The following is a 24,768-nucleotide window of genomic DNA, read 5'->3' as shown; positions in this document are numbered from 1 at the left end:
GTACGGTGCCGGCGAAGTACGCGCAGCTCGACCACCGCGTGGAGTACGGGGACGGTGGTGAAACGTCGACGGATAATTTGATTGCGGTATGCCAGCATCATCACAACGCCAAGACGGACCGCCGGTGTGATTATCTCTTCGACCCCGTCACCGGCTTTGTGTACTGGTTGTTTGAAGACGGCACGTGGGAGTCGACGGAGCCGCAGGGGATTATGGCCCAGCGGTGGCGCCAGACCATTGCCCAGCGCGCCGACCAGCTCGCCGCCGAGCGCAACCTCATCCCGCTGCCCGAACCGGAGGAGACCAGCTTCGCCGACTAGGAATGACGACGAGCGACAAGGATAACGTCTCTGTGGTGCATGGCCCCGGCGCCGTGCGTGACGTGACGTTCGCGGCGGGATAATTCGACGACCTCGAGCTGCGTGAGTTGTTCGGCGAGCCATTCTGGCATGGCCACCTCATCGGATTCCATTTCGTGGTGGACGAAGAGGAGCGTACCACCAGGAGCGACAAGCGACTCGAGGAGCGAGACTGCCTCCGCGGTCGCGGGAATCCCTCCGTAGTGGACCGAGACCAAGTCATAGGTTGTGCCGCCGAGCTCGGCGAAGTCCGCGACGCGAGCGGTTAATCCGTGTGCGCGGGTGCGGGCAACGGCGGTAGGCGCGAAGTCGATGCCTTCGGCGTCCCAGCCGTGCGCGGCGAGCCAGGCAAGGTCCGCGCCTTCGCCGCAGCCGATGTCAAGGGCGGTGCCGGGCTTGAGCGTGCCCGCGTAATCGACAAGCGTGGAGTTGGGGTTGCCGGACCACAGTTGCTCGGACTCGAGGTAGCGGGCTTCCATTTCCTCGGCGGTGGGCTGGTATCCAGGACCCTTGTGCTCGTGGTGATGATGGTGCTGTGTCATTGCATCGATGCTACTGGCAGGAGTGCCTAGGCGCGCTCGATGGGGTTCGTGAGCGAACCGATGCCGGGAATCTCGATCTCGATGGAGTCGCCCGGGACCATGGGCGCGGTGCCAGCCGGGGAACCGGTCGTGACAACGTCGCCGGGCAGTAGGGTCATGGACTGGGAGATCTCGGCGAGGATCCCGCCCATCTTCACGATCATCTGGTTCGTGTTGGAGTCCTGTTTCTGCTCGCGGACGCCGTCGTGGGTGAGGTAGGCGTTGATCTTGGTGTCATCGAGATCGAACTTGTTGATGTCGGTCTCGATCCAGGGACCAAGCGGGCAGAAAGTGTCAATGCCCTTGGCACGTGCCCACTGGCCATCCTTGAACTGGAGGTCGCGGGAGGAGACGTCGTTGCAAATGAGGAAGCCAAGGACGTGGTCCTGCCAGTGCTCCGGATCGATGTTCTTGGAGACCTTGGAGATGACGACGGCGAGCTCGCCCTCGAACTCGACGTTGGTGGCGAACTCCGGGATCTTGATGGGAGCGCCGGGGCCGATGACGGCGGTGGACGGCTTGACGAAAATGGTCGGCGGCAGGTCGTCTGCTGACTTGGCGAAGACCTCGGCGACGTGGTCGGCGTAGTTGCGGCCGAGCGCGACGACCTTGGTGGGCAACGTCGGCGCGAGGAGGCGGAACTCGCCTTCCTTAAACTCGCGGCCGGTGGTCTCCGGCGGGGTAAACGGGGTGCCGGAAATTTCCTTCGCGACGAGCGAGCCGGGCTCGCCCTCGATGATGGCGAAACAAAGTCCTTCTTGGTGTGCAATTCGTCCTAAGCGCATGGAGGCAATCATACTCAGGGCAGGGTTAGCAAACGTGCAAAGGTGGGATTAACAGCTGTGTCGCCTGGAAAGAGCTATGCATTAAATTCTGCGCTCGGTGACGACGTCGCTGAGGCGTGCGGCGTTGATATGGGATTGCTGAGCGAGAAAGAGTTCGCCGCAGGCAAGGGCATCGGACAGCGCGTTGTGGCTGCCGTAGCGTGGTAGCCCATAGCGCTCACGCACGCGGGCGAGCCGAAGGTCTTCGCCGCGGGGCACGGCGCCGGTACGCTCCATGCGGCGCCGCTCCAGCGCGAAGGTATCCGCAATGGTGAGCGTGGGTAGCTCACCGCGCAGCTCGAGGCAGGCGGCGTCGAGAAAGTCTGCCTCGATGCTGGCGAAGTGCGCGAGGAGGACGCGGCCGTGGAGTGCGGCGAGGAGGGCATCGAGGGCATCGGCAAGCGGAGTGCCGTGGGCGGACTCGTCGTGGGTGATGCCATGGATGGTGGCGGACTCCCCCACCTCGACGCCGCGGATGACGTGGTAGCCAGACAGACCAAGCGCGATGAGCTGGCCACGCACGGGAACCCAGCCCATGGAAACAATGCGGTCGCGACTGGAGTCGAAGCCGGTGGTTTCAAAATCGACGGCAAGAAACTCCACCTTGGCGAGCGGCGTGGATTTTTCGGGCGGGTCGAGGTCCAACTTTCTACGCGTAAAGAAACGAGTCAGCATGGACGAGCCTCCTCCCTCAAAAATTAGATATTGCGTACAGGATACTTGGTGGCCAAGGCGTTCTGCATCGACTTGATAATGCGAAAGGCATCGCGCAACTGTTCGCGTTCGAGACGGCTGAGCTGCGCAGGGTCGATGCGATAGTTCGGGGTTTGCCCAGCCCGGACCTGGAGCGATTGGTGGCGGAGGGTGAGTGCGCGGAGGACCGAGTGGGCATCGGTAAGCTCGTGGGCTCCGGCGGCAGAAACGCTTTTCCCGGCAGTCGAGGAAAGACGATCATCGGTCTCGAGGGCTGTCGAACCTGCGGCAAGGGCGAAGAGGCGCGCCATTTGGACGATGCCGGCGGTGCCGCCCTTCTTGATATCGAGGGTGTTGACGTGCTGGCCGTCACGCTCGACCACGAGGCCGCGGAAGAACGTGAGCGGCGGCTCGCGGCGGGCGGCAAGGCTCGCCAGGTGTGCGTGAAGGCGCTGCGAGGTCGCCGCCGCGACGGCCGAGGCGTGGACGCGCTCGCCCAGCGCGAGGGTGCCCGCGACCGCGCGGAAGTCGAAGAATACCTGGGCGTGGAGCAAGGCATCGGGCTCCGGGGCGGCGGTCCACGTTGCAAAGGTCTGTTCCCACTGAACGACCGTCATGCGCCAGCGGGGATTCATCGCCATCATGTCGCCCGGGCACAGGGACTGGCCGCCTGCGTCGAGGCCACGGCAGACGAACTCGGCCAGGCGCGCGAAGTACTCGCCGTGAGCCTCCGCGTCATAGGAGTTGTCGAGGACAAGCGCGTTGTCCTGGTCCGAGGCGAGACCCATTTCTCGGCGGCCCTGGGAGCCAACCGCAACGAAGGCATATGGCACGGGCGGCGGGCCAAGCTCGAGCTCCCCGAGTTGGCACAGACGGCGGGCCAAGGCGTCCGCGGCCATCGTAATGATGTTCGCGACCTCCTGGGGGCTCGAGCCGCGATCGATATAGCGCACGGCGAGCGTGGCGGCCTCCGTAAAGGCGCCGCGGAGTTCGGCGAGGCTGCTGCGGCGGGACAAATCCGCGGCAACAAAAATGGGATCCGCATGCAGGAGCCGGGCGATCTCCGAATCCGTGACGACGCCGAGGACGCGGTCGCCGACCACCGGCATGTGGTGGAAGCCGCGCTCCGTCATGAGAAGGTGGACTTCCATGGCCATGGCGTCGGGGCGCACGGACAGTGGATTTTCCGTCATAATGCGACGCACGGGCTCGGAGGGATCCAGGTTCGCCGCAAGAACCCGGGTGCGCAAGTCACGGTCCGTGACGATGCCGCGCAGCTGGCCGTCGTCGAGGACGAGCAGCGACGATGTCTCCGCCTGCGTCATCGCGCGGGCGGCCTCGACGATGGTGGCATCGGGAGACACAGACTGTACCGGCCGCAGCGTCATCTCAGACAGGCGCGTGCGCAGCAGCTCCGTCGAGTCCTCCTGCAGCTCGTGCGCGAGGTGGGAAGCGCGGCGGGCCTCCGTGTCGTAAAAGCGCGCGAGGTCCGGGTTCTCCGCGGAGACTGCCTGAAAAGCAGCGCGCGGCAGCACAAGGAGCAGGCAGTCCTCGACCACGTCAAAGGTATAGCATGAAACTGGATCCTCGACGAGCGTCGAATACGCAAAAGACTCCCCCGCCCCGCGGCGGTCCACGAGCTGGCCTTCCTCGCTGATGACATCCACCGCGCCGGAGCGAATGATGTAGAGGTTATCGCCCCGTTCGCCCGCCCTCAGCAGCTGCGTGCCGCGGCGGGCGTAGAGCACGCTGAGCTCTGACGTCAACGCGGCGAGATGGGGTAGGCGCGAAAAGGGTTCGTGTTGGGCGAGGAAGCCCGTGACCTCCTCAAGCTCGACGGTAGGATGGCTCATAGTGAGCTAGATTACTGGTAACTGACGAACCAGGGGCGCGGTTCGACAGAAAATGTTCCCTCTGGGGTAAGCATGGGCTCGTCTTCATCAATGAAGTTCTTCCACGCCATGAAGTAGTCCGAACTCAATCCTTCCCGCATGACGTTCCATGTCTCCATCTTGACGCCGGTCGGACCGTGGCCATCCGCGTGAAGGACGAAGGCAAGCTCCGGGTGGTCGGTTTTTATTGTCTCGCGGTCGCGAATCATCTGCTGCTGGAACTGGTGCAGCACGAGCGCTTTCTGCGGCAGCTTCTTCTCAGAGACTAACCCCGCCAGCCAGTCTGCGACCTCGTTGACCTCTGCGGCTTCGACGTGGCCGACGTTTTCCATCGGCAGCTCATCCGGACCAATCTTCCACTCGGGGTCAAGCGCAAGTCCCACGTTGGGGCCCGAGAGCAGGTCCTCGTAGCGCTGTGCCTGTTCCAACAGGCTCGCTCGGCCCGGTTGCAGGTCAAGGATGGCGTACCCGCCCGCGTCCACAATCGCGTCGACGTAGGGCTCCAGCTCCGCCGGGTCCGACTCATTCGAGTAGTTGCCATCCGGTCCCGGGCCGCCGGAGGCCACCGTCGCGATGACCTCGAAGGCTGGGATAACCGGGTAATCCGTGAACTCCTGGTATTGCGCCGCGAGCTCCTTGACCTTCGCGACCGAGCCGGCCGGGTCCTGCTCGCCCATCACGCCGAGCGCAGGGCCCGACGGGTGCCCGTAGAGCGCCACCATGCGTCGGCCCGGGAATACGAGTCCGCCGCCGCCAGGCAGCTCGCCATTCGCGGCGAGCTCGACTCTACGATCAAAGTTTTCTTGTGTGCCAAACCCCGGGCCCAGCGCCACGACGTTGCCCTTGGACACGGCGTCCATGGACGCCTTCGTCACGCGCGGGTCACCCACCGCAAGCGGCATCACGGTCGCGCCCGCGGCGCGTGCCGTGGCAATATCTGCCAATCCAGTCTTCGCCGTAACGAGCGCGGTGAGGTCACGGGGCTCCGGCGGCGTCATGCCAGCAACGGTCTGCATCTCCCCAAAATGCTCGCTTGCCGATGCCCCCTGCTCCAGCGTCTCCGCATTCTCATAGGTCCCCACGTTGCCGGCCGTGTAGACCTTGGTCACGCCGAGTTTTTCCAATTTCGCTGCGGTATCTGGACCATCGAAAAACATCGGGATGCCCTTCTCGACCGCAGTCTGGGCGCCGGTGAGCGCCTGGTCCTTATCCGTGACGACGGCTTCTTCCGCAGCGTCAAAGAACGATGACGCGTCGGGGTCGACTGTGGGGGTGCTGGGGGCTGCGACTTCCTCGGAAGTCTGCGTCTCAGGCGTGCTCGAGCAACTGCCGAGAGCTAGGGCACTCGCGGCGAGGACGGCGGCGGAAAACGTACGAAGGGAGCGCACTGTAGTCATTGGGCTGATACTACAGGGCGCTCCCGCAAAATTTGGTCTAGACTACGGCGGCGATTCGGTCGCCCACCTCAGTCGTACGAATGGGGGCATCGCCGCGGGCGGATACGTCCTCGGCAACCGCCTTCTCAATGCGCTGCGCACCCGCCTCGTCACCCAGGTGGCGCAGCAACATGGCGCCCGACAGGATGGCGGCAGTCGGGTCCGCAATGCCCTGGCCCGCAATATCCGGGGCCGAGCCGTGGACGGGCTCGAACATGGACGGGTTGGTGCCGGAGGCATCAATATTGCCGGAGGCCGCCAGGCCGATGCCGCCGGTCACGGCGCCAGCGAGGTCCGTCAAGATGTCGCCGAACAGGTTATCCGTGACGATGACGTCATAGCGGGACGGGTCCGTCACCATGTAGATGGTTGCGGCGTCGATGTGGTTGTAGTCGACCGTCACATCTGGGAATTCCTGCGCAACCTCGTCGACGGTGCGCTGCCACAGCGAACCGGCGTTGACGAGCACATTCGTCTTGTGCACGAGCGTGACGTGCTTGCGGCGCTTCTGAGCGCGCGCAAAGGCATCACGCACGACGCGCTCGACGCCGAAGCGGGTATTTTGGGAGACCTCGGAAGCGACCTCGTGGGGGGTATTTACCCTCAACGAGCCGCCGTTACCGCAATACAGACCTTCGGTCCCCTCGCGCACCACAACGAAATCGATGTCGCCCGGATTCGCCAGCGGCGAGGTCGACGTCGGATACAGCTTGGACGGACGCAAGTTGACGTGGTGGTCAAGTGCGAAGCGCATCTTGAGCAGCAGGCCGCGTTCGAGAATGCCCGGCGGTACAGAGCCCGGGGCGCCAATGGCGCCGAGCAGAATGGCGTCATGCTCGCGCAGGGAGGCCAGATCATCCTCGGTGAGCAGTTCCCCGTTGCGCAGGTAGCGACGCGCACCGAGGTCGTACTCGGTCGTCTCGATATCGTCGCGCACGGCGCAGAGAACCTTCAGCGCTTCTGCCGTGACTTCTGGGCCGATGCCGTCGCCGCCAATGACCGCGAGTTTCATTTTGCGGGATTCCTTTCTCACCTGATGGATTTTGTAGCCAGTGTAGCACGCAGAAACGGGCGCCACCATGAAAGGTGACGCCCGTTTTCAGAGTGGGGTGTTTACTCGCTGAGATCGAACTGGAAGGCCTCAGCCTCGAGCTTCGCCGAGATGGACTCAACGAGAGCCTCCGGGACCTCGCGATCGACGCGGAGGATGAGGACTGCGGACTCCGCAACCTTGCCCTGAGTCAGGGCAGCGGCCTGGATGTTGATGCCGTCGGCACCCAGCGCGGTACCGACGGTGCCCAGTGCGCCCGGCTTGTCCGCGTAGCGGAAGAAGATGTTGCGGCCGGTGGCGCGCATGTCGACGCCGCGGCCGTTGATACGGACAAACTTCTCGACGCCGTCGATGCCGGTAAGGGCACCGGTGAGCTGCGAGGAGTCGCCGTCGGCGGCGATGACCTTCACGCGCAGCGAGGAACGGTGACCCTTGGACTCGGCGTTGGTGCGCACGGAAACGTCGACGCCGCGGGTCTCTGCGATCTGCATGGCATTGACGAAGGTGACCGGCTCGGAAACGACACGGGAGAACAGGCCACGGACGGCGGACAGGCCCAGGGCCTCGACGTCTTCGGTGGACAGCTCGCCACACGCCTCAACCTCGATGGCCACCGGTGCCTTGTCGAGCAGCGCACCAGCGGTGAGACCGAGCTTGCGGGCAATCTCGAGCCAGCCGGCGACCTCTTCGCCGACGCGGCCGCCCTGGACGTTGACGGCGTCCGCGACGAACTCGCCGTTGAGCGCCTTAAGAACGGAGGCAGCGACGTCGGTACCGGCACGGTCCTGTGCCTCAACCGTGGAGGCGCCGAGGTGCGGGGTGACCGTGACCTGCGGCAGCGCGAAGAGCGGCGAGTCGGTGCACGGCTCGGTGGCATAGACGTCGAAGCCGGCGCCACGGTGGTGGCCAGCCTTGATGGAGTCTGCGAGGGCCTGCTCGTCGACGAGACCTCCGCGGGCCGCGTTGATAAGGATCTGGCCCTCCTTCGCCTTGGCCAGCAGCTCCGCGTCGAACATGCCCGTGGTCTCCGGGGTCTTCGGCAGGTGGATGGTCACGAAGTCAGCGCGCGCCATAAGGTCTTCGAGCTCGACGAGCTCGACGCCCAGGGCGGCGGCGCGGGCCGGGTTCGCGTACGGGTCGTACGCAATGATGGTGGTCTCGAACGCGGCGAGGCGCTGCGCGAAGAGCTGGCCAATGTGGCCGAAGCCGACGATGCCGATGGTCTTGCCGTAGATTTCCACGCCCTTGAAGGAGGAACGCTTCCACTCGGCACCGCGGAGTGAGGCGTCAGCCGAAGGAAGCTGACGGGCGGTGGCCATCAGCAGCGCGATGGCATGCTCGCAGGCGGAGTGGATGTTCGACGTCGGAGCGTTGACAACCATGACGCCGCGCGCAGTGGCGGCCGGGATGTCCACGTTGTCGAGACCCACACCGGCACGGCCGACGATCTTGAGGTTGGTCGCGGCGGCGAGGACTTCCTCATCGACCGTGGTGGCGGAACGGACGAGCAGCGCGTCAGCCTCCGGAACGGCGGCGAGGAGCTCGGCACGGTTGGGACCGTCGACCCAGCGGACCTCCACCTCCTCTCCCAGTGCAGTCACGGTGGACTGAGCGAGCTTGTCAGCGATGAGGACTACCGGCTTCGACATTACTTTCCTTCTTTTCCCTTGAGGGAAATGTCAGTGGGGTGTATAAGATACGCCGAATTGTAATCTATTCATGCCAGCCTTGTCCAATTCGGTCGGACAATAGGCTAGCATCACCGAAATCACTGCCCAACGCCACGAGCGGGCCGTTTTCTAGACCCGCCACCATCGCGTACGCCGCTTTCGACGCGGTCGGGTCGCCCGAGGGCATGACACGCACGGACGCGCCAAAGGCCACGGCATTCGCGACCGCGGCAATGGGCGTCGTGGGCGTCGCAACAACAATCGGCGCCATCTGGGCGTCGCGGCGCGATTGCGCAGGCAGCGGCTCGACGCGGTTGATATCCTCGTAGCGCGTGAGCGGCTGCCACGCTGCCTTGAGCTCGATATGCTTCGCACTATCGAGGTTCGCAACCGCGGCGACCATGCGCTGCGGGTCCGCAATGACCTGGCTCGTGAACTCGAAGGCGGTGAACTCCCCCATCGCGCGGGTGACCCCATTGTCCTTGATAACAGTCAGGGAACCGGCCGTGTTGGAGGCCAGCGGCACGTCGCCGATGAGGACGACGCGCGAGACCCCCAGCTCGCTGATGAGCGCCACGATATCCGTGCGCGCGTCTTCCGCATACGTCACCATGGGTACGCGCTGAGCGACGGACAGGGACGCGGCGCGCAGCGCGGCGGCATCGGAATCTTCTGCAATGATGAGCGATTCCGAGTCTGGGAAGAAAGTGTGCACGGCGTCGACGCCCGTCGCGTCCGTGAGCACGCTGATGTGTCCCTCAAAATCCTTCGACACGAAGCCGTTGACGTTTTGTGCGCGGGCCTGCTCGAGGTTGATCTCCGAGTCCGGCAATTCCGTGATATTCGTCGGCACAGCTACGTGCGCGCAGCCCGCGAGGAGCAGCGTGCAGGCACAGGCGGCGAGAAATCTACCGCACGAAGGCATTCGGCCCCTCGTCACCGCCGCCCAGGTCGTTTTCGTTAACGTCGCGGATGACCGGCTTGCCGATGGCATACTCAACCATGCCAATGAAACGCTCGCGGCGGTCGGCGAAGAAGCCTTCCCAATCCGAGGTGTGGAGCGTCGTCGGGTCGATCTCGTGCGAGGCGAGGACGGCGTCGAAATCAGCGTCATCGAGGATGGATTTGGACTGCAGGCGCGGCAGGTAGCGCTGCGGCGAGCGGCCCTCGAGGACGACCTCGGTGCGCTTGCCCATGGGCGTACGGTTGAGCACGGACGCCGCGAGGACGGGATCGACGCCGTTCTTCTCGCACCAGGCGAGCGGGAAGACTGGGAAGAAACCCGGCTTGAGCTCGGCAAAGGAGTTCTTGTCGAAGACGCGGCCGGTGCGCCAGTCGCGGGCGCCGCGGGCCATGAGCAGCGCGTCGAGCGCTTTGAAAATGCCCGTCGTGGAATCGGCAGACAGCAGGCGGGATTCGCGGAAGTCAGTGTCACGCACGGTCTTCGGCTCTACGTCCGTGGTACCCAACACCCAGGCGACAACCTCGTCGACGTCGCGGCCGGAGCGCTGCGCCACGGCGGAAGAACCGTAGAGCTCGCCAAAGACGCCGGACCAGAACCAGCGGTTGATCTTGTCCCACGCCTCTTGCGTGGACAACGCTCCGGGCTCGGAGACGAGGCGCGCAAGGATGACAGACAGCGGCACGATCTGCTTGGAGAACGGCACCTGGTCGTGGCTCAAAATGCAGCGCTCGGACAGGAAGGAGGCGACCTCCGCCATGGTCACGCGCAGCGTCTTCGTCGCGTCCTTGTACTCCGGCAGGGACAGCGACAGGATGTCTTCGCGCGTGCCGGAGGCATGTCCGCGCAGCGAGGTCGCGAGCAGAGAGACGGCAGAGAGGAACTCCGTGCGTCCGATGGCGTCGAGCGCGCCGTGGCGACGCAGCAGCTTCTCGGTCTCGGCCCAGTCATCTGCCAAGTGGAAGTTCTCGTCCTCGCTGGCGAAGACCGCGGTGAGCAGATCGAAGACATCCATCTGCAGGCCGGAGCTATTCGCCTGGGCGAAGACCTGGCCCACGCCAGCACGCTCGGTCTCGCGGGACAGGCGGATGATCGGGATGTCGTAGCCTGCAAGCGGGCGGAGTATGCGGTTGTGGAACGCCACGGCGGCATCGGCAAGCTCCGCGTCGCCGGAGGCAGCCAACTCGAAGAGGGCCTTGGTGCCGTCCTCAAAGAGGAGATCGGCGACCGGAATGCAGCCAGCCTCCAGCGCGGTGGCGCGGTCCGGGATGCGGTCCAGGTCCGGGCCGAAGTGCGAGCGCATCATGCCATCCTGATTCACCGCGAACACGGCCTCGTCCGGCATGAGCTCGTTGGCGACGGCCTTGCGCACATCGACGTAGAAGGTGCGGGTGATCTTCTTATTGCGGAAGTCCTTGGTATTGACCCGGCCCTCGCCGCGGAAGCAGTGGTACAGCGTGGTGAGGCGCTGCTGGCCATCGAGGAGCAACAGGCCCGGGTTCACGCCGGTATTCGGCGCACCGGTGAGCGGGCGCGGACGGAAACGCATGGGCTCGTTACGAGTATCGAGCACCATGAGCGCGCCCACCGGGTAACCGCGCAGGACGGTGACGATGAGCGAGCGGATGCGATCTTCATCCCAGGCGTAGTGACGCTGAAAATCGGGCAACTGAATATCGCCGCGCTCGATGCGGGCGAACAGGTCGGTGAGATCAAAGCTTGGCGTTGTAAAACCCATGTGACCGAGAGTACCCCGCAAAGGGAATGCCCGCCCGTATAAAAGCGATCCCTGGGCATATCTCACACAAACGGAGCCAAAAGCAGGCATGCAAAAGCCCTCCCGCGTTGACCGCAGGAGGGCTTGAGTGCGAAGAGCTTAAGCGGTCTGCTCGTGAGCGTCGACTTTGACCCAGCTCATCATGTCGCGAAGCGTGGAGCCAGTCTCCTCAATCGGGTGGTTGGAGACCTCGGCGCGCATGCCCTCGAGCTCCTTGTTGCCGCCCTCAACGTTGGCGACGAGGCGCTTGACGAAGGTGCCGTCCTGGATGTCCTTGAGGACGTCCTTCATGCGAGCCTTGACAGAGTCGTCGATGATGCGCGGGCCGGAGACGTAACCACCGAACTCAGCGGTATCAGAGATGGAGTAGTTCATATTGGCCAGGCCACCCTCGAAGATGAGGTCGACAATGAGCTTCATCTCGTGCAGGCACTCGAAGTAGGCCATCTCCGGCTCGTAACCAGCCTCAACGAGGGTCTCGAAGCCGCCCATGATGAGGTACTCCAGGCCACCGCAGAGGACAACTTGCTCGCCAAAGAGGTCAGTCTCGGTCTCCGCCTTGAAGGTGGTGGGGATAACGCCGGCGCGGGTGCCACCGATAGCAGCGGCGTAGGACAGGGACAGGTCGTGACCCTCACCCTTCGGGTCCTGCGCAGTGGCGATGAGGCAAGGAACGCCCTTGCCGTCGACAAACTGGCGACGGACGAGGTGGCCCGGACCCTTCGGCGCAACCATGCCGACGGTGATGTCAGCGGCCGGCTTAATGAGGCCGAAGTGAATGTTGAGGCCGTGACCGAAGAACAGGGCGTTGCCCGCCTCCAGGTTGGGCTCAATGTCCTCGGTGAAGATCTGCGCCTGGGAGGTATCCGGAGCCAGCAGCATGATGACGTCGGCCCACTTGGCGGCCTCCGCGTTGGTGAGGACCTTGAAGCCGGCCTCTTCTGCCTTCGCGCGAGACTTGGAGCCTTCACGCAGACCGACAGCAACCTCAACGCCAGAGTCGCGCAGGTTCTGCGCGTGGGCGTGGCCCTGGGAGCCGTAGCCGATGATGGCGACCTTGCGGCCCTGGATGATGGACAGATCTGCATCTGCGTCGTAGAACGTCTCAATTGCCATGAGTGTCAATCCTTACTGTTGGTTCGTGCGGGTGCTTTCTTTATTTCTAGCACACTATAGACGAAAAGTGTTCATTATCTGAGACAAATTTTTCAATTTGTCTCAATTGGTGGGAAATTGTGGGTGTGGGGTTATTTGGTGGGCGCCATCGACTTCGGACCGCGGCCCAATGCGACGCGACCAGACTGAATAAGCTCGCGAATACCAAAAGGCTCGAGCACGTCCAGCAGCGCACGCAGCTTGCCCGGGGTGCCCGTCGCCTCGATGACGACAGACTCGGGAGCGACGTCGACAACGCGAGCACGGAAGATATCGACCGCACCGACGACCTGCGCGCGGTTGTCGTTATTAGCCGAGACCTTCACGAGCATGATCGCGCGCGAAATAGTGGTCTCCTCATCGAGCTCCACGACCTTGAGGACGTGGATGAGCTTGTTGAGCTGCTTGGTCACCTGCTCCGTCACGATGTCATTCGCATCGACGACGATGGTGAGGCGATTGATGCCCTCCACCTCCGTCTTCGCTGACACAAGCGAGATGAGGTTGTAGCCGCGACGGGAAAACATGCCGGTGACGCGGGAGATGATGCCTTCCACGTCCTGCACGAGGACGGAGAGGGTGTGGCGAGTGATATCGGTTGCTGCCATGGTATTTAAGCCTCCTCCAGGGCCTCGTGGATTTCGGCGGGTTCTTCCGCCGCGGACGTGTTGTCATCAAAGAGCGGTCGCAGACCCAGCGCGTACTGAATCTCCTCGTTCGAAGCTCCTCCCGCAATCATCGGCCACACCTGTGCGTCCTCGCCGACAATGAAGTCGATGACAACGGGGCGGTCATTGATAGCGCGGGCGCGCTCAATAGCGGGCACGACCTCGTCCTCAGTAGTCACGCGAATCGCCTCGCAGCCCAATGCTTCCGCCAACTTCACAAAATCCGGCAGGTAATGGTCGGCCTCGCGCAGCTTGGTATGCGAGTAGTGCTCGTCGAAGAAGAGGGTTTGCCACTGGCGGACCATGCCCAAGTTGCCGTTATTAATCACGGCAACCTTCAACGGGAAGCCTTCCACCGCGGCGGTGGCCAGCTCTTGGTTCGTCATCTGGAAGCAACCATCACCGTCAATAGCCCAGACTTCCTTCTCCGGCATGGCGGCCTTGGCGCCAAGTGCCGCTGGCACCGAATAGCCCATCGTGCCCGCACCGCCCGAGTTGATCCACGTGCGCGGATTCTCGAAGTCGATGAACTGCGCCGACCACATCTGGTGCTGGCCCACGCCAGCGACGTAGATAGCCTCCGGCCCGACGGTCTCCGAGAGCTTCTCTAGGACGAACTGCGGGTTAAGCTTGCCGTCCGCGGTGGGCTTCCAGCCGCGCGGGAAGCGCTCCTTCATATCCTCCAGGTACGCAATCCAATCCTCGATGTCCGGCGGGTTGAGCTTCGCCTTGCCTTGGTACGTCTTCGTCATCTGCAGCAGCACCTCGCGGGCGTCACCCACAATCGGGACGTCAACCTCGCGCAGCTTACCCACCTCGGCTGGATCGATATCCGCCTGAATAACCTTGGCGCCCGGCGCAAAGGTGTTCAAGTCGCCCGTCACGCGGTCGTCGAAGCGCGCGCCAATAGTAATAAGGAGATCCGCACGCTGCATGGCGGCCACAGCCGGCACCGTACCGTGCATGCCTGGCATACCCATGTGCAGCGGGTGCGAGTCCGGGAAAGAACCCAGCGCCATGAGCGTCGTCACCACCGGAATGTCCGTGTACTCCGCGAACTCCAGGAGCTCGCGGTGCGCGTTGGCCTTAATGACGCCGCCACCCACGTACAGCACCGGACGCTCGGACTTCGCAATGAGTTCGACCGCCGAAGAAATCTGACGCGGGTGGGGCGTCGTGGTCGGCCTGTAGCCCGGCAAGTCCAGCTGCGGCGGGTAGGAATAATCGAGGTAGCCGTTCTGGACGTCCTTGGGAATGTCGACGAGGACAGGACCCGGACGCCCCGTGGCGGCAAGATGGAAGGCCGCGACGATGGCCTCCGGGATCTCCTGCGGATCCGTGACAATGAAGTTGTGCTTCGTAATCGGCATGGTCACGCCACGGATATCCGCCTCCTGAAAAGCGTCCGTGCCCAGCAGGCTCGAGCCCACCTGGCCGGTAATGGCGACGATGGGGACCGAGTCCAGGTTCGCATCCGCAATCGGGGTGACGAGGTTGGTCGCGCCCGGGCCGGAGGTCGCGATGCACACGCCCACCTTGCCGGAGGCCTGTGCATAGCCTTCCGCCGCGTGACCCGCGCCCTGCTCGTGGCGGACGAGCACGTGACGCAGCTTCGTCGAGGCATAGAGGGCATCGTACAGCGGCAACACGGCGCCGCCCGGAATGCCGAATACAAGGTCAGTGCCCAGATCTTCGAGGGTGCGGACGATGGCCTGCGCGCCAGTCATGCGCTCGGTGCTCTTTTTTGCGCCGGACGTCGACTTGGCGAGCGAAGCCGGGGTCGGCGACGGTGATGCTGCCACGGTCAATTACTCCTTGGGGTCAAAGCTTGTTTATTTTTACGGTGCCGCGGGTATGGCGCCGTGCGATCTGTGAAGGATGAGGGTGGTCCTCCAACAACAAAGCCCCCGTCTCAGTTGCGGTGTGTGCAACTGGCGAGGGCGCTTGCTCTAATCAACGACAACTTATGCCGTTGCGGCAGGCGCCGCGTCCGGTACTACAAGCTGAAGTCGAATAATGATCATGGTTTCTATCTTACACTCGATAGGCTATCCCGCCACTTGATACCCCCATTCCATACATTGAAACCCATATCTCGCGAGGTGAGCCGGATTTCCCACACTCGGTCGGTCGCCCCCGTTACACACCTCCCCGCCGTGTCCACTAGTGTCTACTGACATGAATGCGCACACCTTCAGGCCGGATCGCACCCATATCCTCGCCATTGTGCTCATTGCGATGATCGCCATCATCGGCATCGCGTGGGCACCGCTCCAACTCGGTTGGCTGTTGATCTTCCCTGTCCTGTGGATCTGGTGGGTTCTCAAAGCCCACACCACAGTCTCCGAAGACGGCATTGATATTGGCTACGCCTTCCGCGGCAACGTGCACCTCGACTGGGATAACTTCCGCGGCATCGGTTTCAAGGGTTCCCGCACATTCGCTTCCGATGCCGCCGGCAAGGACCACAGCCTGCCCGGCGTCACGTTCAACTCGCTGCCTAAACTTTCCGATGCCTCCCGCGGCCGCATCCCCGACGCTCTCACCGCCGGCCAGTACGCCGCTGAGGAAAAGGTCGTCATCATCCACCGCGACGGCGAGCAGATTCTTCTCACCAAGGAAGAATTCGCCGACTACAAGCGCACGCACCCCGATGCTTAAACCCACCCGACCATAAACAAGGACTCCCCATGTTTCCCCTGCGCTCCAAAGTAACCACCGTCGGCCGCCAGGCCTCCGGCGCCCGCGCCCTGTGGCGCGCCACCGGGACCAAGGAACACGAGTTTGGCAAGCCGATCGTCGCCATCGCCAACTCCTACACCCAGTTCGTTCCGGGCCACGTCCATCTCAAGAACGTCGGCGACATCGTGGCCGAGGCCGTCCGCGCCGCGGGCGGCGTGCCCAAGGAATTCAACACCATCGCCGTTGATGACGGCATCGCCATGGGCCACCAGGGCATGCTCTACTCGCTGCCGTCGCGCGAGATCATCTCCGACTCCATTGAGTACATGGTCAACGCGCACACTGCCGATGCCCTCGTGTGCATCTCCAATTGCGACAAGATCACCCCGGGCATGCTCAACGCAGCACTCCGTCTCAACATCCCCACCATTTTCGTCTCCGGCGGCCCGATGGAGGCCGGCAAGGCCGTCGTCGTCGACGGCGTGGCACATGCACCCACCGACCTCATCACCGCCATCAACGCGACCGCCAACGAACAGGTCTCCGACGAAGGGCTGACCGCCATCGAGGCGGCCGCCTGCCCGACCTGTGGCTCCTGCTCCGGCATGTTTACCGCGAACTCCATGAACTGCCTCACCGAGGCCCTCGGCCTCTCCCTGCCGGGCAACGGCACCACGCTGGCCACCCACACCGCTCGCCGTTCGCTTTTTGAGAAGGCCGGCGCCACCATCATGGATCTGTGCCAGCGCTACTACGGTGAGGAAGACGAGTCCGTCCTGCCGCGCAATATCGCGACGAAGGAAGCCTTCACCAACGCCATGGCGCTCGACATGGCCATGGGCGGTTCTACCAACACCATCCTCCACACGCTTGCCGCCGCCCAGGAGGGCGAGGTCGACTTCACCCTCGAGGACATCAACGAGCTGTCCTACAAGGTGCCGTGCATCTCCAAGGTGGCCCCCAACGGCAACTACCACATCGAGGACGTCCACCGTGCCGGCGGCATCCCCGCCATCCTCGGCGAGCTGCGCCGCGGCGGCTTCATCGACGAGTCCGTCCATACCGTCGCCTACGACACGGTCGACGGCTGGCTCAACGACTGGGACATCCGTGGCGGCAAGGCCATCGATGAAGCCACCGAGCTCTTCCATGCAGCCCCTGGCGGCGTACGCACCACCAAGCCCTTTTCCCAGTCCTCCCAGTGGGAGAACCTCGACACCGACGCGGAGAACGGCTGCATCCACTCCGTGGACCACTCTTTCTCCTCCGACGGCGGCCTCGTTGTCCTGCGCGGCAACTTGGCCCCCAATGGCGCCATCGTCAAAGCCGCCGGCGTCGACGAGGAACTGTGGAAGTTCTCCGGACCTGCCCGCGTGGTCGAGTCCCAGGAAGAAGCCGTCTCCATCATCTTGAAGCACGAGGTCCAGCCGGGCGACGTCATCGTCATCCGCTACGAGGGCCCGGCCGGCGGCCCGGGCATGCAGGAAATGCTCCACCCGACTTCCTTCCTCAAGGGCTCCGGCCTGGGCAAGGCTTGTGCGCTTATCACGGATGGCCGTTTCTCCGGCGGTACCTCCGGCCTGTCCATCGGCCACATCTCCCCGGAGGCCGCCCACGGCGGACTCATCGGCCTGGTCGAAAATGGCGACACCATCACCATCGACATCCACGAGCGCAAACTCACCCTCGAGGTCGATGAGACCGTCATCGCGGATCGTCGCAACGCCCAGGAGTCCCGCGAGAAGCCCTGGACTCCGGTCAACCGCGACCGCCAAGTGACCAAGGCGCTGCGCGCCTACGCCAACATGGCGACTTCCGCTGACCGCGGCGCCGTCCGCGTTGTCGACGGCTTCGTCAACTAGGCATATCGACCCTCCTGTTGCCCCGACAGGAGGGCTTCGCCGTTTTCACGCGCGGATGGCCTAGAGTTATCTAGCGATGAAACTGCTTGAGAATCCCGCCTTCCGCCTCACCCTCGCCGTCCTCGGCGCGCTGGGTGGCCTCGCCACCATCATTCAGCACGTCCTCGTGACGGACTTCCCAGTGGACATGATCATCTACCGCGAAGGTGTGAAGGCCTTCCTCGACGGCCGGTCCGTCTACGCGGAACCCATGATGGCTGGCGACCTCAAGCTGCCATTTATTTACCCGCCCTTCGGCGCGCTGTTCATGGTGCCACTCACCATCTTCTCCGGCATCACGGATTCGATGGCCGGCGACATCATGATCGTCATTTCGGACCTCGCGATCCTCGCCTGCCTCTTCGGTATCTTCCGCGCCGTGACGAAGCGCAGCGACATCTGGTGGGCCATCCTGCCCGTCTGGGCCCTAGGCCTTAACTTTGAGCCCGTCCGCCTCAACGATGGCTTCGCCCAAATCAACATCGTGGTCATGACGCTCGTCGTCGCCGATCTTGTTCCCCGCAAGCGCTTCCTCCCCCAAGGCTGGCTCATCGGCGTCGCCGCCGCTATCAAGATCACGCCGCTGGCCATCCTGCTCTACTTCCTGGTCCGCAAGGAATGGAAGCCCATCCTCACCGCAGCCGCCTCGGCCGTCATCGCGACGCTTATCGCCGCCGCGGTGCGCTGGCAAGTCTTCGTCGAGTTCTTCTCCACCAAATTGCTGCAGATGGGCTCCGGCGGCGACTTCGGCGTGGGCACGGACTACCAGTCCAACTCCTCGCTCAAGGCCGTCATCCAGCGTCTGTTTACCTCCAAAGAGGCCGCCGAGGCCCACGGCACGCTTATCAACCTCCTGTGGCTCGCCGCGGCGCTGCTCACCGTCGTCCTCGGTGCGCTGCTCATCCGCCGCCTCGTCCACCGCGGCTGGGACACCGAAGCCTGGATGACCGCCGCCGTCGTCATGCTGCTCATCTCCCCCGTCTCCTGGTCCCACCACTGGGTATGGCTCGCGCTCATCATCCCGGTACTCTTCTACCGCGTCTGCGAAACCCGTACGTGGCTTACCGGCGGGCTCATGGCCGTCCTCGTCGCCTGGGCCGCCATGCTGCTCACCGTCCCGCCCAAGTGGTGGTTCGGCGACCAAATCGACGTCTACGACATGCCCTTCTTCCAGAAGTTCCTCGTCGATGACTTCGTGTGGCTGGCCGTTATCGCTTTCACGCTCTTCGCTCTGTGCTTCGCCCGCACTCAGTCCCCGACCATCTCGCGCAGCGCCGCCAAGTGACCCTCGAACGCCGACTTTCCGGCCGTGGTGAGCATGACCCACACGGTGTCCTTACCGCGCGAGGAGCCATACTCACGAAAGCGTGAGACATAACCATGGTCCTCGAGCGTGTCCAGCTGCTTGGACAGCGTCGCATCCGAGATCCCTACCTCATCACGCAGCGCCGCGAACTTCATCTCCTTGCGGACCTGCCCCTCAACCGCCCCAAACGCGTTGAGCGCCGCGCAGATTTTGAAGCGATTGAGCGGGTGAATGACCGGATCAAGCGCCGCCATCACTGCACTCCGGGGTTCATCAACGCGCCGCTGCGGAGCATCCAGGCACTATGCGCCGTAGCGCACGCCCCGAAGAGAACGCACGGCCACACCGGCATGGGATCAAAGAAGTTATTGATGAGGTCGACGAACAACGGCCACAACATGAAGCTGAGGGCCGCGTAGAAACTCTTGCTCACCTTCGGCTGCGTAAACGGATCCTGGCGCATAGCCGGGCGCACCTTGGACAGACGGGCAATCTGCCACGCCAGGACGCAGAGAACTACGAACAACCCTCCCATCGTGAGAAAGCTCTGCCACCCTCCTCGGTTCAGTGCAAGAACGAAAATGGAAACGCCGTAGACAAGGCCAAAGAGCACCGCCATCCACACCGGCGCGGCGGTCGTCCGATGTGCCTTTTCCTGAACTCCGGCCTGGTATTCCAGGGCCTCACGAACTTCATCGTTCATCATTCCTCCTTGTTTTCCTCTGTGGAAATTGTTTCATTTTCCACTCTGGAAAGCAAGAGGGTGATTAGCCAAAACCCCCGAATAAGGTCGAGAATTTTCGATTTTTCGCCGCCTATTCGGACGTTGTGGCTAAGCAAGACAAAGCAAAAGCCCGCCGCAGCGAACTGCGACGGGCCTTGAAGGGGACACGGCCAAGCTTTTAGCTCAGCGGATTAACCCCAGCGCCGAACCACCAGGCGACGACGAGGATAGCGATACCAATGACGACGAAGATCCAGGACGAGGCCAGCGGGCGGCGAGCCCAGGAGCGACCAAAGTCGAAGGAGATAACGCCCGGGCCGGTGAACTGCAGGGCGAAGGCTACCAGCAAGAGGACGATGGACAGCCACATGGCGTCCGGCCAGTTGAACAGGTTGAGGCCAGCGCTCGACTGCGTAAGCTCATGAATGGCAGCAAAGCCGGTGACAACCAGGCCCAGCATGGATGCCAGCGGGGTGACCAGGCCGAGCAGCAGGAAGACGCCGGCGATGAGCTGGAGCGTCGGCACCGCGATGGCGAGGACCTGCGGCAGGGCGTAGCCAGCGAACGAGGTCTCCAGCTCGGAAAGCCCCTGGGCTTCACCGAGGCCGAAGAAGGTGCCAACACCGGCGACGATGAGGTACAGGGCCAGCGCGATACGGACGAAGAGGAGGCCGAAGTCGAGGGTGCCGCGGCGGGGGTCAGCCTTCCGCTGCTCACGCTTGGCACGGGCATCGGCAGCCTTTTGCTCCTCCGGGGTCGGACCCTCCTCCGCCTCAGCGACGGCGACGGGCGCGGCGTTCGTATTCGGGTCGAAGTGCTGGGTAGGGGCGGCCATGTCAACCGTCTCGTTGCGCACCTCAGCGGGCTTGGAGTAATCCTCGGAAGTCTGCGCGAACTGCGTGGTCTCCGCCGGGGGCTGCTTCTTTGCGGCCGAGTCAAAGCTAATGGTCTCCGGCGAGCCTCCCACCTGCTGGGGCTGGGCGCGGTCGCCGAAAGACTTGCTCGCAGGCGAGGAGCCGGTGCTCGGGCTATAGGTCGGGACGTCGACGTCGTCGAAGTCGCGTGCGTTATCGGGCCTGTTTTTGTCGGTCATACTTTCCGAATGTAGAGCAGTTCCTGGGAGTTTGCCGTGGGGCGCGCCGATTGTTACCGAGGCGTTGTTTTGCACGACGGGAAAGCTCGGACTATTCTAAGGTTAAATATTTTGTTGACACATGCACAACTTTAGGCGCAACTTTAAGGCAGGGACCCGCAATGGCCACTCAGGACACCGCAACGGATTGGGCCGGCGACGCGCGCAATGCCTCTCCGGACGGCGAATTCGTCCGCGACACCACCTACATCGAAGACCGCATCTCCCCCAGCGTCTCCGAGCCGACCGCACAGGACGACGGCACGTTCTTCTGGCCCATGGAAGCCGGCCACTACCGCCTCGTCGCGGCACGCGCCTGCCCGTGGGCACACCGCGCCGTCATCACCCGTCGACTCATGGGGCTCGAGGACACGCTCTCGCTCGGTCTAGCCAGCCCGACACACGACGTGCGCTCCTGGACCTTCGATCTGGATCCCGGCGAGGTCGATCCGGTACTCGGTACGAAGCGCCTTCAGGAGGCCTACTTCAACCGCTTCCCCAACTACCCGCGCGGCATCACAGTGCCGGCCATCGTGGAGGAATCCACGAAGCGCGTGGTGACGAACTCGTACAACACGATCGTCCGTGACTTCATCACGGAGTGGACCGACTTCCAGCGCGCGGGCGCGCCAGATCTCTACCCCACTCAGCACGCCGAGGAGATGGAAAAGCTCAACGAGTACATCTTCCACAACATCAATAACGGCGTATACCGCGCTGGTTTCGCGGGTTCCCAAGAGGCCTATGAGAAAGCCTACAACCAACTCTGGGAGGCGCTCGACTTCGTTGAGGAGCGCCTGGGCACGCAGCGCTACATGGTGGGCGACCACATCACGGAGACGGATATCCGTCTCTTTGCCACCCTCATCCGCTTCGATCCGGTCTACTACGGCCATTTCAAATGCTCACGCGAGAAGACGGCAGAAATGCCGAATATCCGCGGCTACCTGCAGGAGCTGTTCCAGATCCCGGGCTTCGGCGACACCACCGACTTCACCGAGATCAAGCAGCATTACTACATGGTGCACACGGAGATTAACCCCACCAAGATCGTGCCCGTTGGTCCGGACATGTCGTGGCTGGCGCAGCCGCACGACCGCGACCGCCTCGGCGGTGCCCCGTTCGCTGAGGGCACCACGTTGCCCGGCGCGCTTCCCGCCGGCGAGCACATCAAGAACCCGGAGCAGTTCCAGATTGATCTCTTCGGTCCCGCCGTCGCAGGCAAGTAACGCCTAACGCAGTTCTGCCGCAGCCTCGTGCACAAACTCGGTGAGCTTATCGAGCATCTCCGAGTCCAAGCGCCAGCGCTGCCACCACAATTCCAGGTCGAGATGCACGTTGTCGAGGACGACGAGCTCGCCGCTTTCTAGAAGCGCCTCGGCCTGGATTTCTGGGATCATGCCCCAGCCCAAGCCAACCCGCACGGCTTCGTTGTAGGCATCGATGGCAGGCACGAAGTTACGCCGTCCGCGCATCTCCCGCAGCTCCAGACCCAACCCGCGGAGCGTCGATTTCAGCACGGGGTCCTGCTTGCTGTATAGCACCATCGGCATTTCCTCCCACGCGCGCTTATGCAATCCCGGCGAGGCCATCGCGTAGTAGCGCATGGTCCCCAGCCGCGACGCCTCGCAGCCTGCGACCGGAGTATGTTCACTCGTCACGGCGCCCAGCACGTCGCCGCGGCGCAGCATGCCCAGCGTTTCCGTCTCGTCTTCCACGCGCAGCCGCAACGTCGCACCGCCCAGCCCTGCCACCTTCCCGATGACCGGTTGAAACCACGAATGCAGGCTGTCTGCGTTGACTCCCACCGATAACGGAATAGAACGCACTCGCGCATCAAGCTGCGCCTGCGCCTCCGCCTGGACCAACGCGATCCGTCGCGCGGTCTGCACGAGGATTTCGCCCGCCTCTGTGGGTTCGACCGGCGTCGTGCGTCGCAGCAGCACGCGTCCTGTATCGGACTCCAACGCCTTGATGCGCTGGCTTACCGCCGAGGGTGAAATCCCCAGCACCGCCGCCGCCACTTCAAAGCTGCCTTCTTCCACGATGGCAAGCAGCGTATCCACCTGTACCTGGTTCATGAAGCTCATCTTAATCGAATGAAGGAGATGTAAATGGACTTCATATAACCCCCGTACTACTTTTCAAAGCATGTCAATCCTCGTCGCCGGTTTCGCCCTCGGTCTGTCGCTTATCATCGCCATCGGTCCCCAGAATGCCTACATCATCAAGATGGGCATTAAACGCAACCATATCGGCGCGATTGTGCTGGCCTGCGCACTCTCCGACGTCATCCTCATCCTCGCCGGCACCGTCGGCGTGGGTTACCTCGTGGACCGCCATCCCATGGTCCTCACAGTCCTCAAGTACGCTGGCGTTATCTACCTCGCCTATTTCACGTACCTCTGCTTTCGCGACGCCTTCAAGCCTCAGGGCGACACCCTCGTCATTGAGCACACCGAGCCTTCCGATGCCCCCTCCACCTCCCCCAATTCTTCCTCCGCCGTCCAGACCCTGGTGCGCACCGCTCCGGCTGCGACCTGGGTCAAGCCGGTCCTCGGCGCCATGGCGCTCACGTGGCTCAACCCCGCAGCCTATGTGGACACGCTCGTCATGCTCGGCGGTATCGCCAACCAATACGGCGAACAAGGCCGCTGGGTCTTCGCCGCCGGCTCCATCTGCGCGTCCTTCTGCTGGTTCCCCCTGGTCGGCTTCGGATCCCAGCGCTTCGCCCACGTCCTCGCCCGCCCCAACGTGTGGCGCGGCATCAACTTCGCGATTGGCTGCGTCATGACGGGGCTCACCCTTAAGCTGCTGCTGCACTAAGCACAGATACAAAGAAAACAGCCCCGTCATGCACGATCGAGCTTGTGCATGAGAGGGGGACTGTTTACTTCTCGTCGTTCGTTACGAGAGCTGAATCGATGGCCTCCAGCTCAGCGTCGCTGAAGTCGAGGTTATCGAGTGCGTGCAGGTTCGACTCGAGTTGGGCGACACTCGAGGCGCCGTTGACGACCGAGGTGACGGTCTGTTCGCCGCGGTCGCGCAGAATCCAGGCCAGTGCCATTTGTGCCAACGTTTGGTCGCGTTCACCTGCAATGTCGTTGAGTGCACGCAGGGAGGTTAAGGCGGCATCGGAAAGCCAGTCTGCTTCAAGCGCACCGTTGCCGGGAGCGCGGGCGATACGGGAGTCCGCGGGGATGCCGTCGAGGTAGCGATCCGTGAGACGCCCCTGCGCCAGTGGCGAATAGCAGATGACGCCCAAGCCTGCGTCCGCGGCGACCTCGAGGAGGCCATCCTCCTCCACCCAGCGGTCGAGCATGTTGTAGCGCGGCTGGTGGATAAGGAGCGGGCAGCCTTCCTCCTCCATGAAGTCCGCGGCCTCGGCCGTGAGCTCCGCGTCGTAGTTGGAGATTCCAACGTAGAGGGCCTTGCCCGCCGCCACGATGTCGCGCAGGGCGCCGAGAGACTCCTCGAGTGGGGTCTCGGGGTCCGGGCAGTGGTGGTAGAAGATGTCCACGTAGTCGAGGCCCAGGCGGCGCAGCGAGGCGTCGAGGGAGCTCACGAGGTACTTGCGCGAACCGCCTGTGCCGTAGGGCGAGGGGTTCATCTCAAAGCCCGCCTTGGTAGAGATAATCATCTCGTCACGGTGGCGCTGGAAGTCCCTGGCGAAGTGGCGTCCGAAGTTCTCTTCGGCGGCGCCGGGACCGGGACCGTAGTTATTCGCAAGGTCGAAGTGCGTAATGCCTTGGTCGAAGGCCGCGCGAAGGATGGCGGCTTGGGCGTCGAGGGTGGTGTCGTGGCCGAAGTTTTGCCACAGGCCTAAAGACAGGGCCGGGAGTTTGAGGCCGGAGGTGCCAACCCGGCGGTAGGTCATGTCGTCATAGCGGTCGGCGGCGAGCGTGTAGTCATCCATGCTGCCCATTGTGCCCTTATATGCGAAACGACCGCAGGGC

At 63.3% G+C, this 24,768-nt stretch carries 23 protein-coding genes; 6 read left to right on the top strand and 17 right to left on the bottom strand.

Annotated elements, in window-relative coordinates; genetic code table 11:
• Positions 1-320: HNH endonuclease signature motif containing protein (locus HMPREF0307_RS12065; protein ID WP_197418415.1), on the top strand; the 320-nt coding region annotated here is incomplete at its 5' end.
• Here HMPREF0307_RS12065 and HMPREF0307_RS12060 read toward each other — a convergent pair.
• The 12 genes from HMPREF0307_RS12060 to HMPREF0307_RS12005 form a co-directional block, all read right to left on the bottom strand.
• Entirely contained in the window at positions 317-901 is a 585-nt protein-coding gene (locus HMPREF0307_RS12060; protein ID WP_066493426.1) for a class I SAM-dependent methyltransferase, read from the bottom strand. The genes HMPREF0307_RS12065 and HMPREF0307_RS12060 overlap by 4 nt on opposite strands.
• A gap of 26 nt (positions 902-927) precedes the next feature.
• On the bottom strand, positions 928-1,725 hold the full coding sequence (locus HMPREF0307_RS12055; protein WP_181734630.1) for a fumarylacetoacetate hydrolase family protein: 798 nt from the start codon (positions 1,723-1,725) through the stop codon (positions 928-930).
• An 81-nt stretch (positions 1,726-1,806) separates the two neighbouring features.
• Positions 1,807-2,439 carry an exonuclease domain-containing protein gene (locus tag HMPREF0307_RS12050; RefSeq protein ID WP_066493424.1) on the bottom strand — a complete coding sequence of 211 codons (633 nt, stop codon included), beginning with the start codon at positions 2,437-2,439 and terminating at the stop codon, positions 1,807-1,809.
• A 23-nt stretch (positions 2,440-2,462) separates the two neighbouring features.
• Entirely contained in the window at positions 2,463-4,310 is a 1,848-nt protein-coding gene (locus tag HMPREF0307_RS12045) for a DUF294 nucleotidyltransferase-like domain-containing protein (protein WP_066493421.1), read from the bottom strand.
• An 11-nt stretch (positions 4,311-4,321) separates the two neighbouring features.
• Complete coding sequence (locus tag HMPREF0307_RS12040; RefSeq protein ID WP_066493419.1) at positions 4,322-5,746, bottom strand: hypothetical protein; 1,425 nt, start codon at positions 5,744-5,746, stop codon at positions 4,322-4,324.
• A 37-nt stretch (positions 5,747-5,783) separates the two neighbouring features.
• Positions 5,784-6,797, bottom strand: a complete 1,014-nt coding sequence (locus HMPREF0307_RS12035) for a 3-isopropylmalate dehydrogenase (RefSeq protein WP_066493414.1) — start codon at positions 6,795-6,797, stop codon at positions 5,784-5,786.
• A gap of 101 nt (positions 6,798-6,898) precedes the next feature.
• On the bottom strand, positions 6,899-8,485 hold the full coding sequence (gene serA, locus HMPREF0307_RS12030; RefSeq protein WP_066493412.1) for a phosphoglycerate dehydrogenase: 1,587 nt from the start codon (positions 8,483-8,485) through the stop codon (positions 6,899-6,901).
• A 64-nt stretch (positions 8,486-8,549) separates the two neighbouring features.
• A complete protein-coding gene (locus HMPREF0307_RS12025) occupies positions 8,550-9,359 on the bottom strand; it encodes a hypothetical protein (protein WP_066493410.1) in 810 nt (269 codons plus the stop codon).
• 55 nt (positions 9,360-9,414) lie between these two features.
• The gene (locus HMPREF0307_RS12020) at positions 9,415-11,205 is read right to left on the bottom strand and encodes a GmrSD restriction endonuclease domain-containing protein (RefSeq protein WP_066493406.1); all 1,791 of its coding nucleotides are present in this window, start codon (positions 11,203-11,205) and stop codon (positions 9,415-9,417) included.
• A 138-nt stretch (positions 11,206-11,343) separates the two neighbouring features.
• On the bottom strand, positions 11,344-12,360 hold the full coding sequence (ilvC, locus tag HMPREF0307_RS12015; protein ID WP_066493403.1) for a ketol-acid reductoisomerase: 1,017 nt from the start codon (positions 12,358-12,360) through the stop codon (positions 11,344-11,346).
• Between the two features lie 131 nt (positions 12,361-12,491).
• Positions 12,492-13,007 (bottom strand): acetolactate synthase small subunit, encoded by a 516-nt coding sequence (ilvN, locus tag HMPREF0307_RS12010; protein WP_066493401.1) that lies wholly within the window; start codon positions 13,005-13,007, stop codon positions 12,492-12,494.
• A 5-nt stretch (positions 13,008-13,012) separates the two neighbouring features.
• On the bottom strand, positions 13,013-14,875 hold the full coding sequence (locus HMPREF0307_RS12005) for an acetolactate synthase large subunit (RefSeq protein ID WP_082723342.1): 1,863 nt from the start codon (positions 14,873-14,875) through the stop codon (positions 13,013-13,015).
• A 370-nt stretch (positions 14,876-15,245) separates the two neighbouring features.
• Here HMPREF0307_RS12005 and HMPREF0307_RS12000 point away from each other — a divergent pair, with 370 nt between their 5' ends.
• The 3 genes from HMPREF0307_RS12000 to HMPREF0307_RS11990 all read left to right on the top strand — a co-directional run bounded on the left by HMPREF0307_RS12000 (position 15,246) and on the right by HMPREF0307_RS11990 (position 18,935).
• Positions 15,246-15,728 carry a PH domain-containing protein gene (locus HMPREF0307_RS12000; RefSeq protein ID WP_066493399.1) on the top strand — a complete coding sequence of 161 codons (483 nt, stop codon included), beginning with the start codon at positions 15,246-15,248 and terminating at the stop codon, positions 15,726-15,728.
• 29 nt (positions 15,729-15,757) lie between these two features.
• Entirely contained in the window at positions 15,758-17,611 is a 1,854-nt protein-coding gene (gene ilvD, locus HMPREF0307_RS11995; protein WP_066493396.1) for a dihydroxy-acid dehydratase, read from the top strand.
• Positions 17,612-17,687: 76 nt separating this feature from the next.
• The gene (locus HMPREF0307_RS11990) at positions 17,688-18,935 is read left to right on the top strand and encodes a glycosyltransferase family 87 protein (RefSeq protein ID WP_066493391.1); all 1,248 of its coding nucleotides are present in this window, start codon (positions 17,688-17,690) and stop codon (positions 18,933-18,935) included.
• Here HMPREF0307_RS11990 and HMPREF0307_RS11985 read toward each other — a convergent pair.
• The 3 genes from HMPREF0307_RS11985 to HMPREF0307_RS11975 all read right to left on the bottom strand — a co-directional run bounded on the left by HMPREF0307_RS11985 (position 18,899) and on the right by HMPREF0307_RS11975 (position 20,773).
• The gene (locus tag HMPREF0307_RS11985) at positions 18,899-19,210 is read right to left on the bottom strand and encodes a transcriptional regulator (RefSeq protein WP_066493387.1); all 312 of its coding nucleotides are present in this window, start codon (positions 19,208-19,210) and stop codon (positions 18,899-18,901) included. The genes HMPREF0307_RS11990 and HMPREF0307_RS11985 overlap by 37 nt on opposite strands.
• Positions 19,210-19,662, bottom strand: a complete 453-nt coding sequence (locus HMPREF0307_RS11980) for a hypothetical protein (protein WP_066493385.1) — start codon at positions 19,660-19,662, stop codon at positions 19,210-19,212. The genes HMPREF0307_RS11985 and HMPREF0307_RS11980 overlap by 1 nt, the downstream gene beginning before the upstream one ends.
• Positions 19,663-19,858: 196 nt before the next feature.
• Positions 19,859-20,773, bottom strand: a complete 915-nt coding sequence (locus tag HMPREF0307_RS11975; RefSeq protein ID WP_066493383.1) for a DoxX family protein — start codon at positions 20,771-20,773, stop codon at positions 19,859-19,861.
• Positions 20,774-20,934: 161 nt separating this feature from the next.
• Between HMPREF0307_RS11975 and HMPREF0307_RS11970 the strand changes: the two genes are divergently transcribed.
• Positions 20,935-22,041, top strand: coding sequence for a glutathione S-transferase family protein (locus HMPREF0307_RS11970; RefSeq protein ID WP_066493378.1), 1,107 nt, complete (start codon positions 20,935-20,937; stop codon positions 22,039-22,041).
• Positions 22,042-22,044: 3 nt separating this feature from the next.
• On the opposite strand, the gene HMPREF0307_RS11965 is transcribed toward HMPREF0307_RS11970, so the two are convergent.
• A complete protein-coding gene (locus HMPREF0307_RS11965; RefSeq protein WP_066493433.1) occupies positions 22,045-22,893 on the bottom strand; it encodes an ArgP/LysG family DNA-binding transcriptional regulator in 849 nt (282 codons plus the stop codon).
• Positions 22,894-22,963: 70 nt separating this feature from the next.
• Here HMPREF0307_RS11965 and HMPREF0307_RS11960 point away from each other — a divergent pair, with 70 nt between their 5' ends.
• The gene (locus HMPREF0307_RS11960) at positions 22,964-23,638 is read left to right on the top strand and encodes a LysE/ArgO family amino acid transporter (protein WP_066493376.1); all 675 of its coding nucleotides are present in this window, start codon (positions 22,964-22,966) and stop codon (positions 23,636-23,638) included.
• 64 nt (positions 23,639-23,702) lie between these two features.
• Here HMPREF0307_RS11960 and HMPREF0307_RS11955 read toward each other — a convergent pair whose 3' ends face one another.
• Positions 23,703-24,728: an aldo/keto reductase gene (locus HMPREF0307_RS11955; RefSeq protein WP_066493431.1), complete on the bottom strand. Its 1,026-nt coding sequence runs from the start codon at positions 24,726-24,728 to the stop codon at positions 23,703-23,705.
• Positions 24,729-24,768 lie beyond the last annotated feature (40 nt).

Source organism: Corynebacterium sp. DNF00584, assembly GCF_001552965.1.
In the GTDB taxonomy this organism is placed as follows: Bacteria; Actinomycetota; Actinomycetes; order Mycobacteriales; family Mycobacteriaceae; genus Corynebacterium; species Corynebacterium phoceense.
This window is presented reverse-complemented; position numbering and strand designations above follow the sequence as displayed.

What these genes read in the sequence shown, in the direction of transcription:
- HMPREF0307_RS12060 (WP_066493426.1), bottom strand. Translation starts at nt 901, where the DNA reads ATGACACAGCACCATCATCACCACGAGCACAAGGGTCCTGGATACCAG.
- HMPREF0307_RS12055 (WP_181734630.1), bottom strand. Translation starts at nt 1,725, where the DNA reads ATGCGCTTAGGACGAATTGCACACCAAGAAGGACTTTGTTTCGCCATC.
- HMPREF0307_RS12050 (WP_066493424.1), bottom strand. Translation starts at nt 2,439, where the DNA reads ATGCTGACTCGTTTCTTTACGCGTAGAAAGTTGGACCTCGACCCGCCC.
- HMPREF0307_RS12045 (WP_066493421.1), bottom strand. Translation starts at nt 4,310, where the DNA reads ATGAGCCATCCTACCGTCGAGCTTGAGGAGGTCACGGGCTTCCTCGCC.
- HMPREF0307_RS12040 (WP_066493419.1), bottom strand. Translation starts at nt 5,746, where the DNA reads ATGACTACAGTGCGCTCCCTTCGTACGTTTTCCGCCGCCGTCCTCGCC.
- HMPREF0307_RS12035 (WP_066493414.1), bottom strand. Translation starts at nt 6,797, where the DNA reads ATGAAACTCGCGGTCATTGGCGGCGACGGCATCGGCCCAGAAGTCACG.
- serA (WP_066493412.1), bottom strand. Translation starts at nt 8,485, where the DNA reads ATGTCGAAGCCGGTAGTCCTCATCGCTGACAAGCTCGCTCAGTCCACC.
- HMPREF0307_RS12020 (WP_066493406.1), bottom strand. Translation starts at nt 11,205, where the DNA reads ATGGGTTTTACAACGCCAAGCTTTGATCTCACCGACCTGTTCGCCCGC.
- ilvC (WP_066493403.1), bottom strand. Translation starts at nt 12,360, where the DNA reads ATGGCAATTGAGACGTTCTACGACGCAGATGCAGATCTGTCCATCATC.
- ilvN (WP_066493401.1), bottom strand. Translation starts at nt 13,007, where the DNA reads ATGGCAGCAACCGATATCACTCGCCACACCCTCTCCGTCCTCGTGCAG.
- HMPREF0307_RS12000 (WP_066493399.1), top strand. Translation starts at nt 15,246, where the DNA reads ATGAATGCGCACACCTTCAGGCCGGATCGCACCCATATCCTCGCCATT.
- ilvD (WP_066493396.1), top strand. Translation starts at nt 15,758, where the DNA reads ATGTTTCCCCTGCGCTCCAAAGTAACCACCGTCGGCCGCCAGGCCTCC.
- HMPREF0307_RS11990 (WP_066493391.1), top strand. Translation starts at nt 17,688, where the DNA reads ATGAAACTGCTTGAGAATCCCGCCTTCCGCCTCACCCTCGCCGTCCTC.
- HMPREF0307_RS11985 (WP_066493387.1), bottom strand. Translation starts at nt 19,210, where the DNA reads ATGGCGGCGCTTGATCCGGTCATTCACCCGCTCAATCGCTTCAAAATC.
- HMPREF0307_RS11980 (WP_066493385.1), bottom strand. Translation starts at nt 19,662, where the DNA reads ATGATGAACGATGAAGTTCGTGAGGCCCTGGAATACCAGGCCGGAGTT.
- HMPREF0307_RS11975 (WP_066493383.1), bottom strand. Translation starts at nt 20,773, where the DNA reads ATGACCGACAAAAACAGGCCCGATAACGCACGCGACTTCGACGACGTC.
- HMPREF0307_RS11970 (WP_066493378.1), top strand. Translation starts at nt 20,935, where the DNA reads ATGGCCACTCAGGACACCGCAACGGATTGGGCCGGCGACGCGCGCAAT.
- HMPREF0307_RS11965 (WP_066493433.1), bottom strand. Translation starts at nt 22,893, where the DNA reads ATGAACCAGGTACAGGTGGATACGCTGCTTGCCATCGTGGAAGAAGGC.
- HMPREF0307_RS11960 (WP_066493376.1), top strand. Translation starts at nt 22,964, where the DNA reads ATGTCAATCCTCGTCGCCGGTTTCGCCCTCGGTCTGTCGCTTATCATC.
- HMPREF0307_RS11955 (WP_066493431.1), bottom strand. Translation starts at nt 24,728, where the DNA reads ATGGATGACTACACGCTCGCCGCCGACCGCTATGACGACATGACCTAC.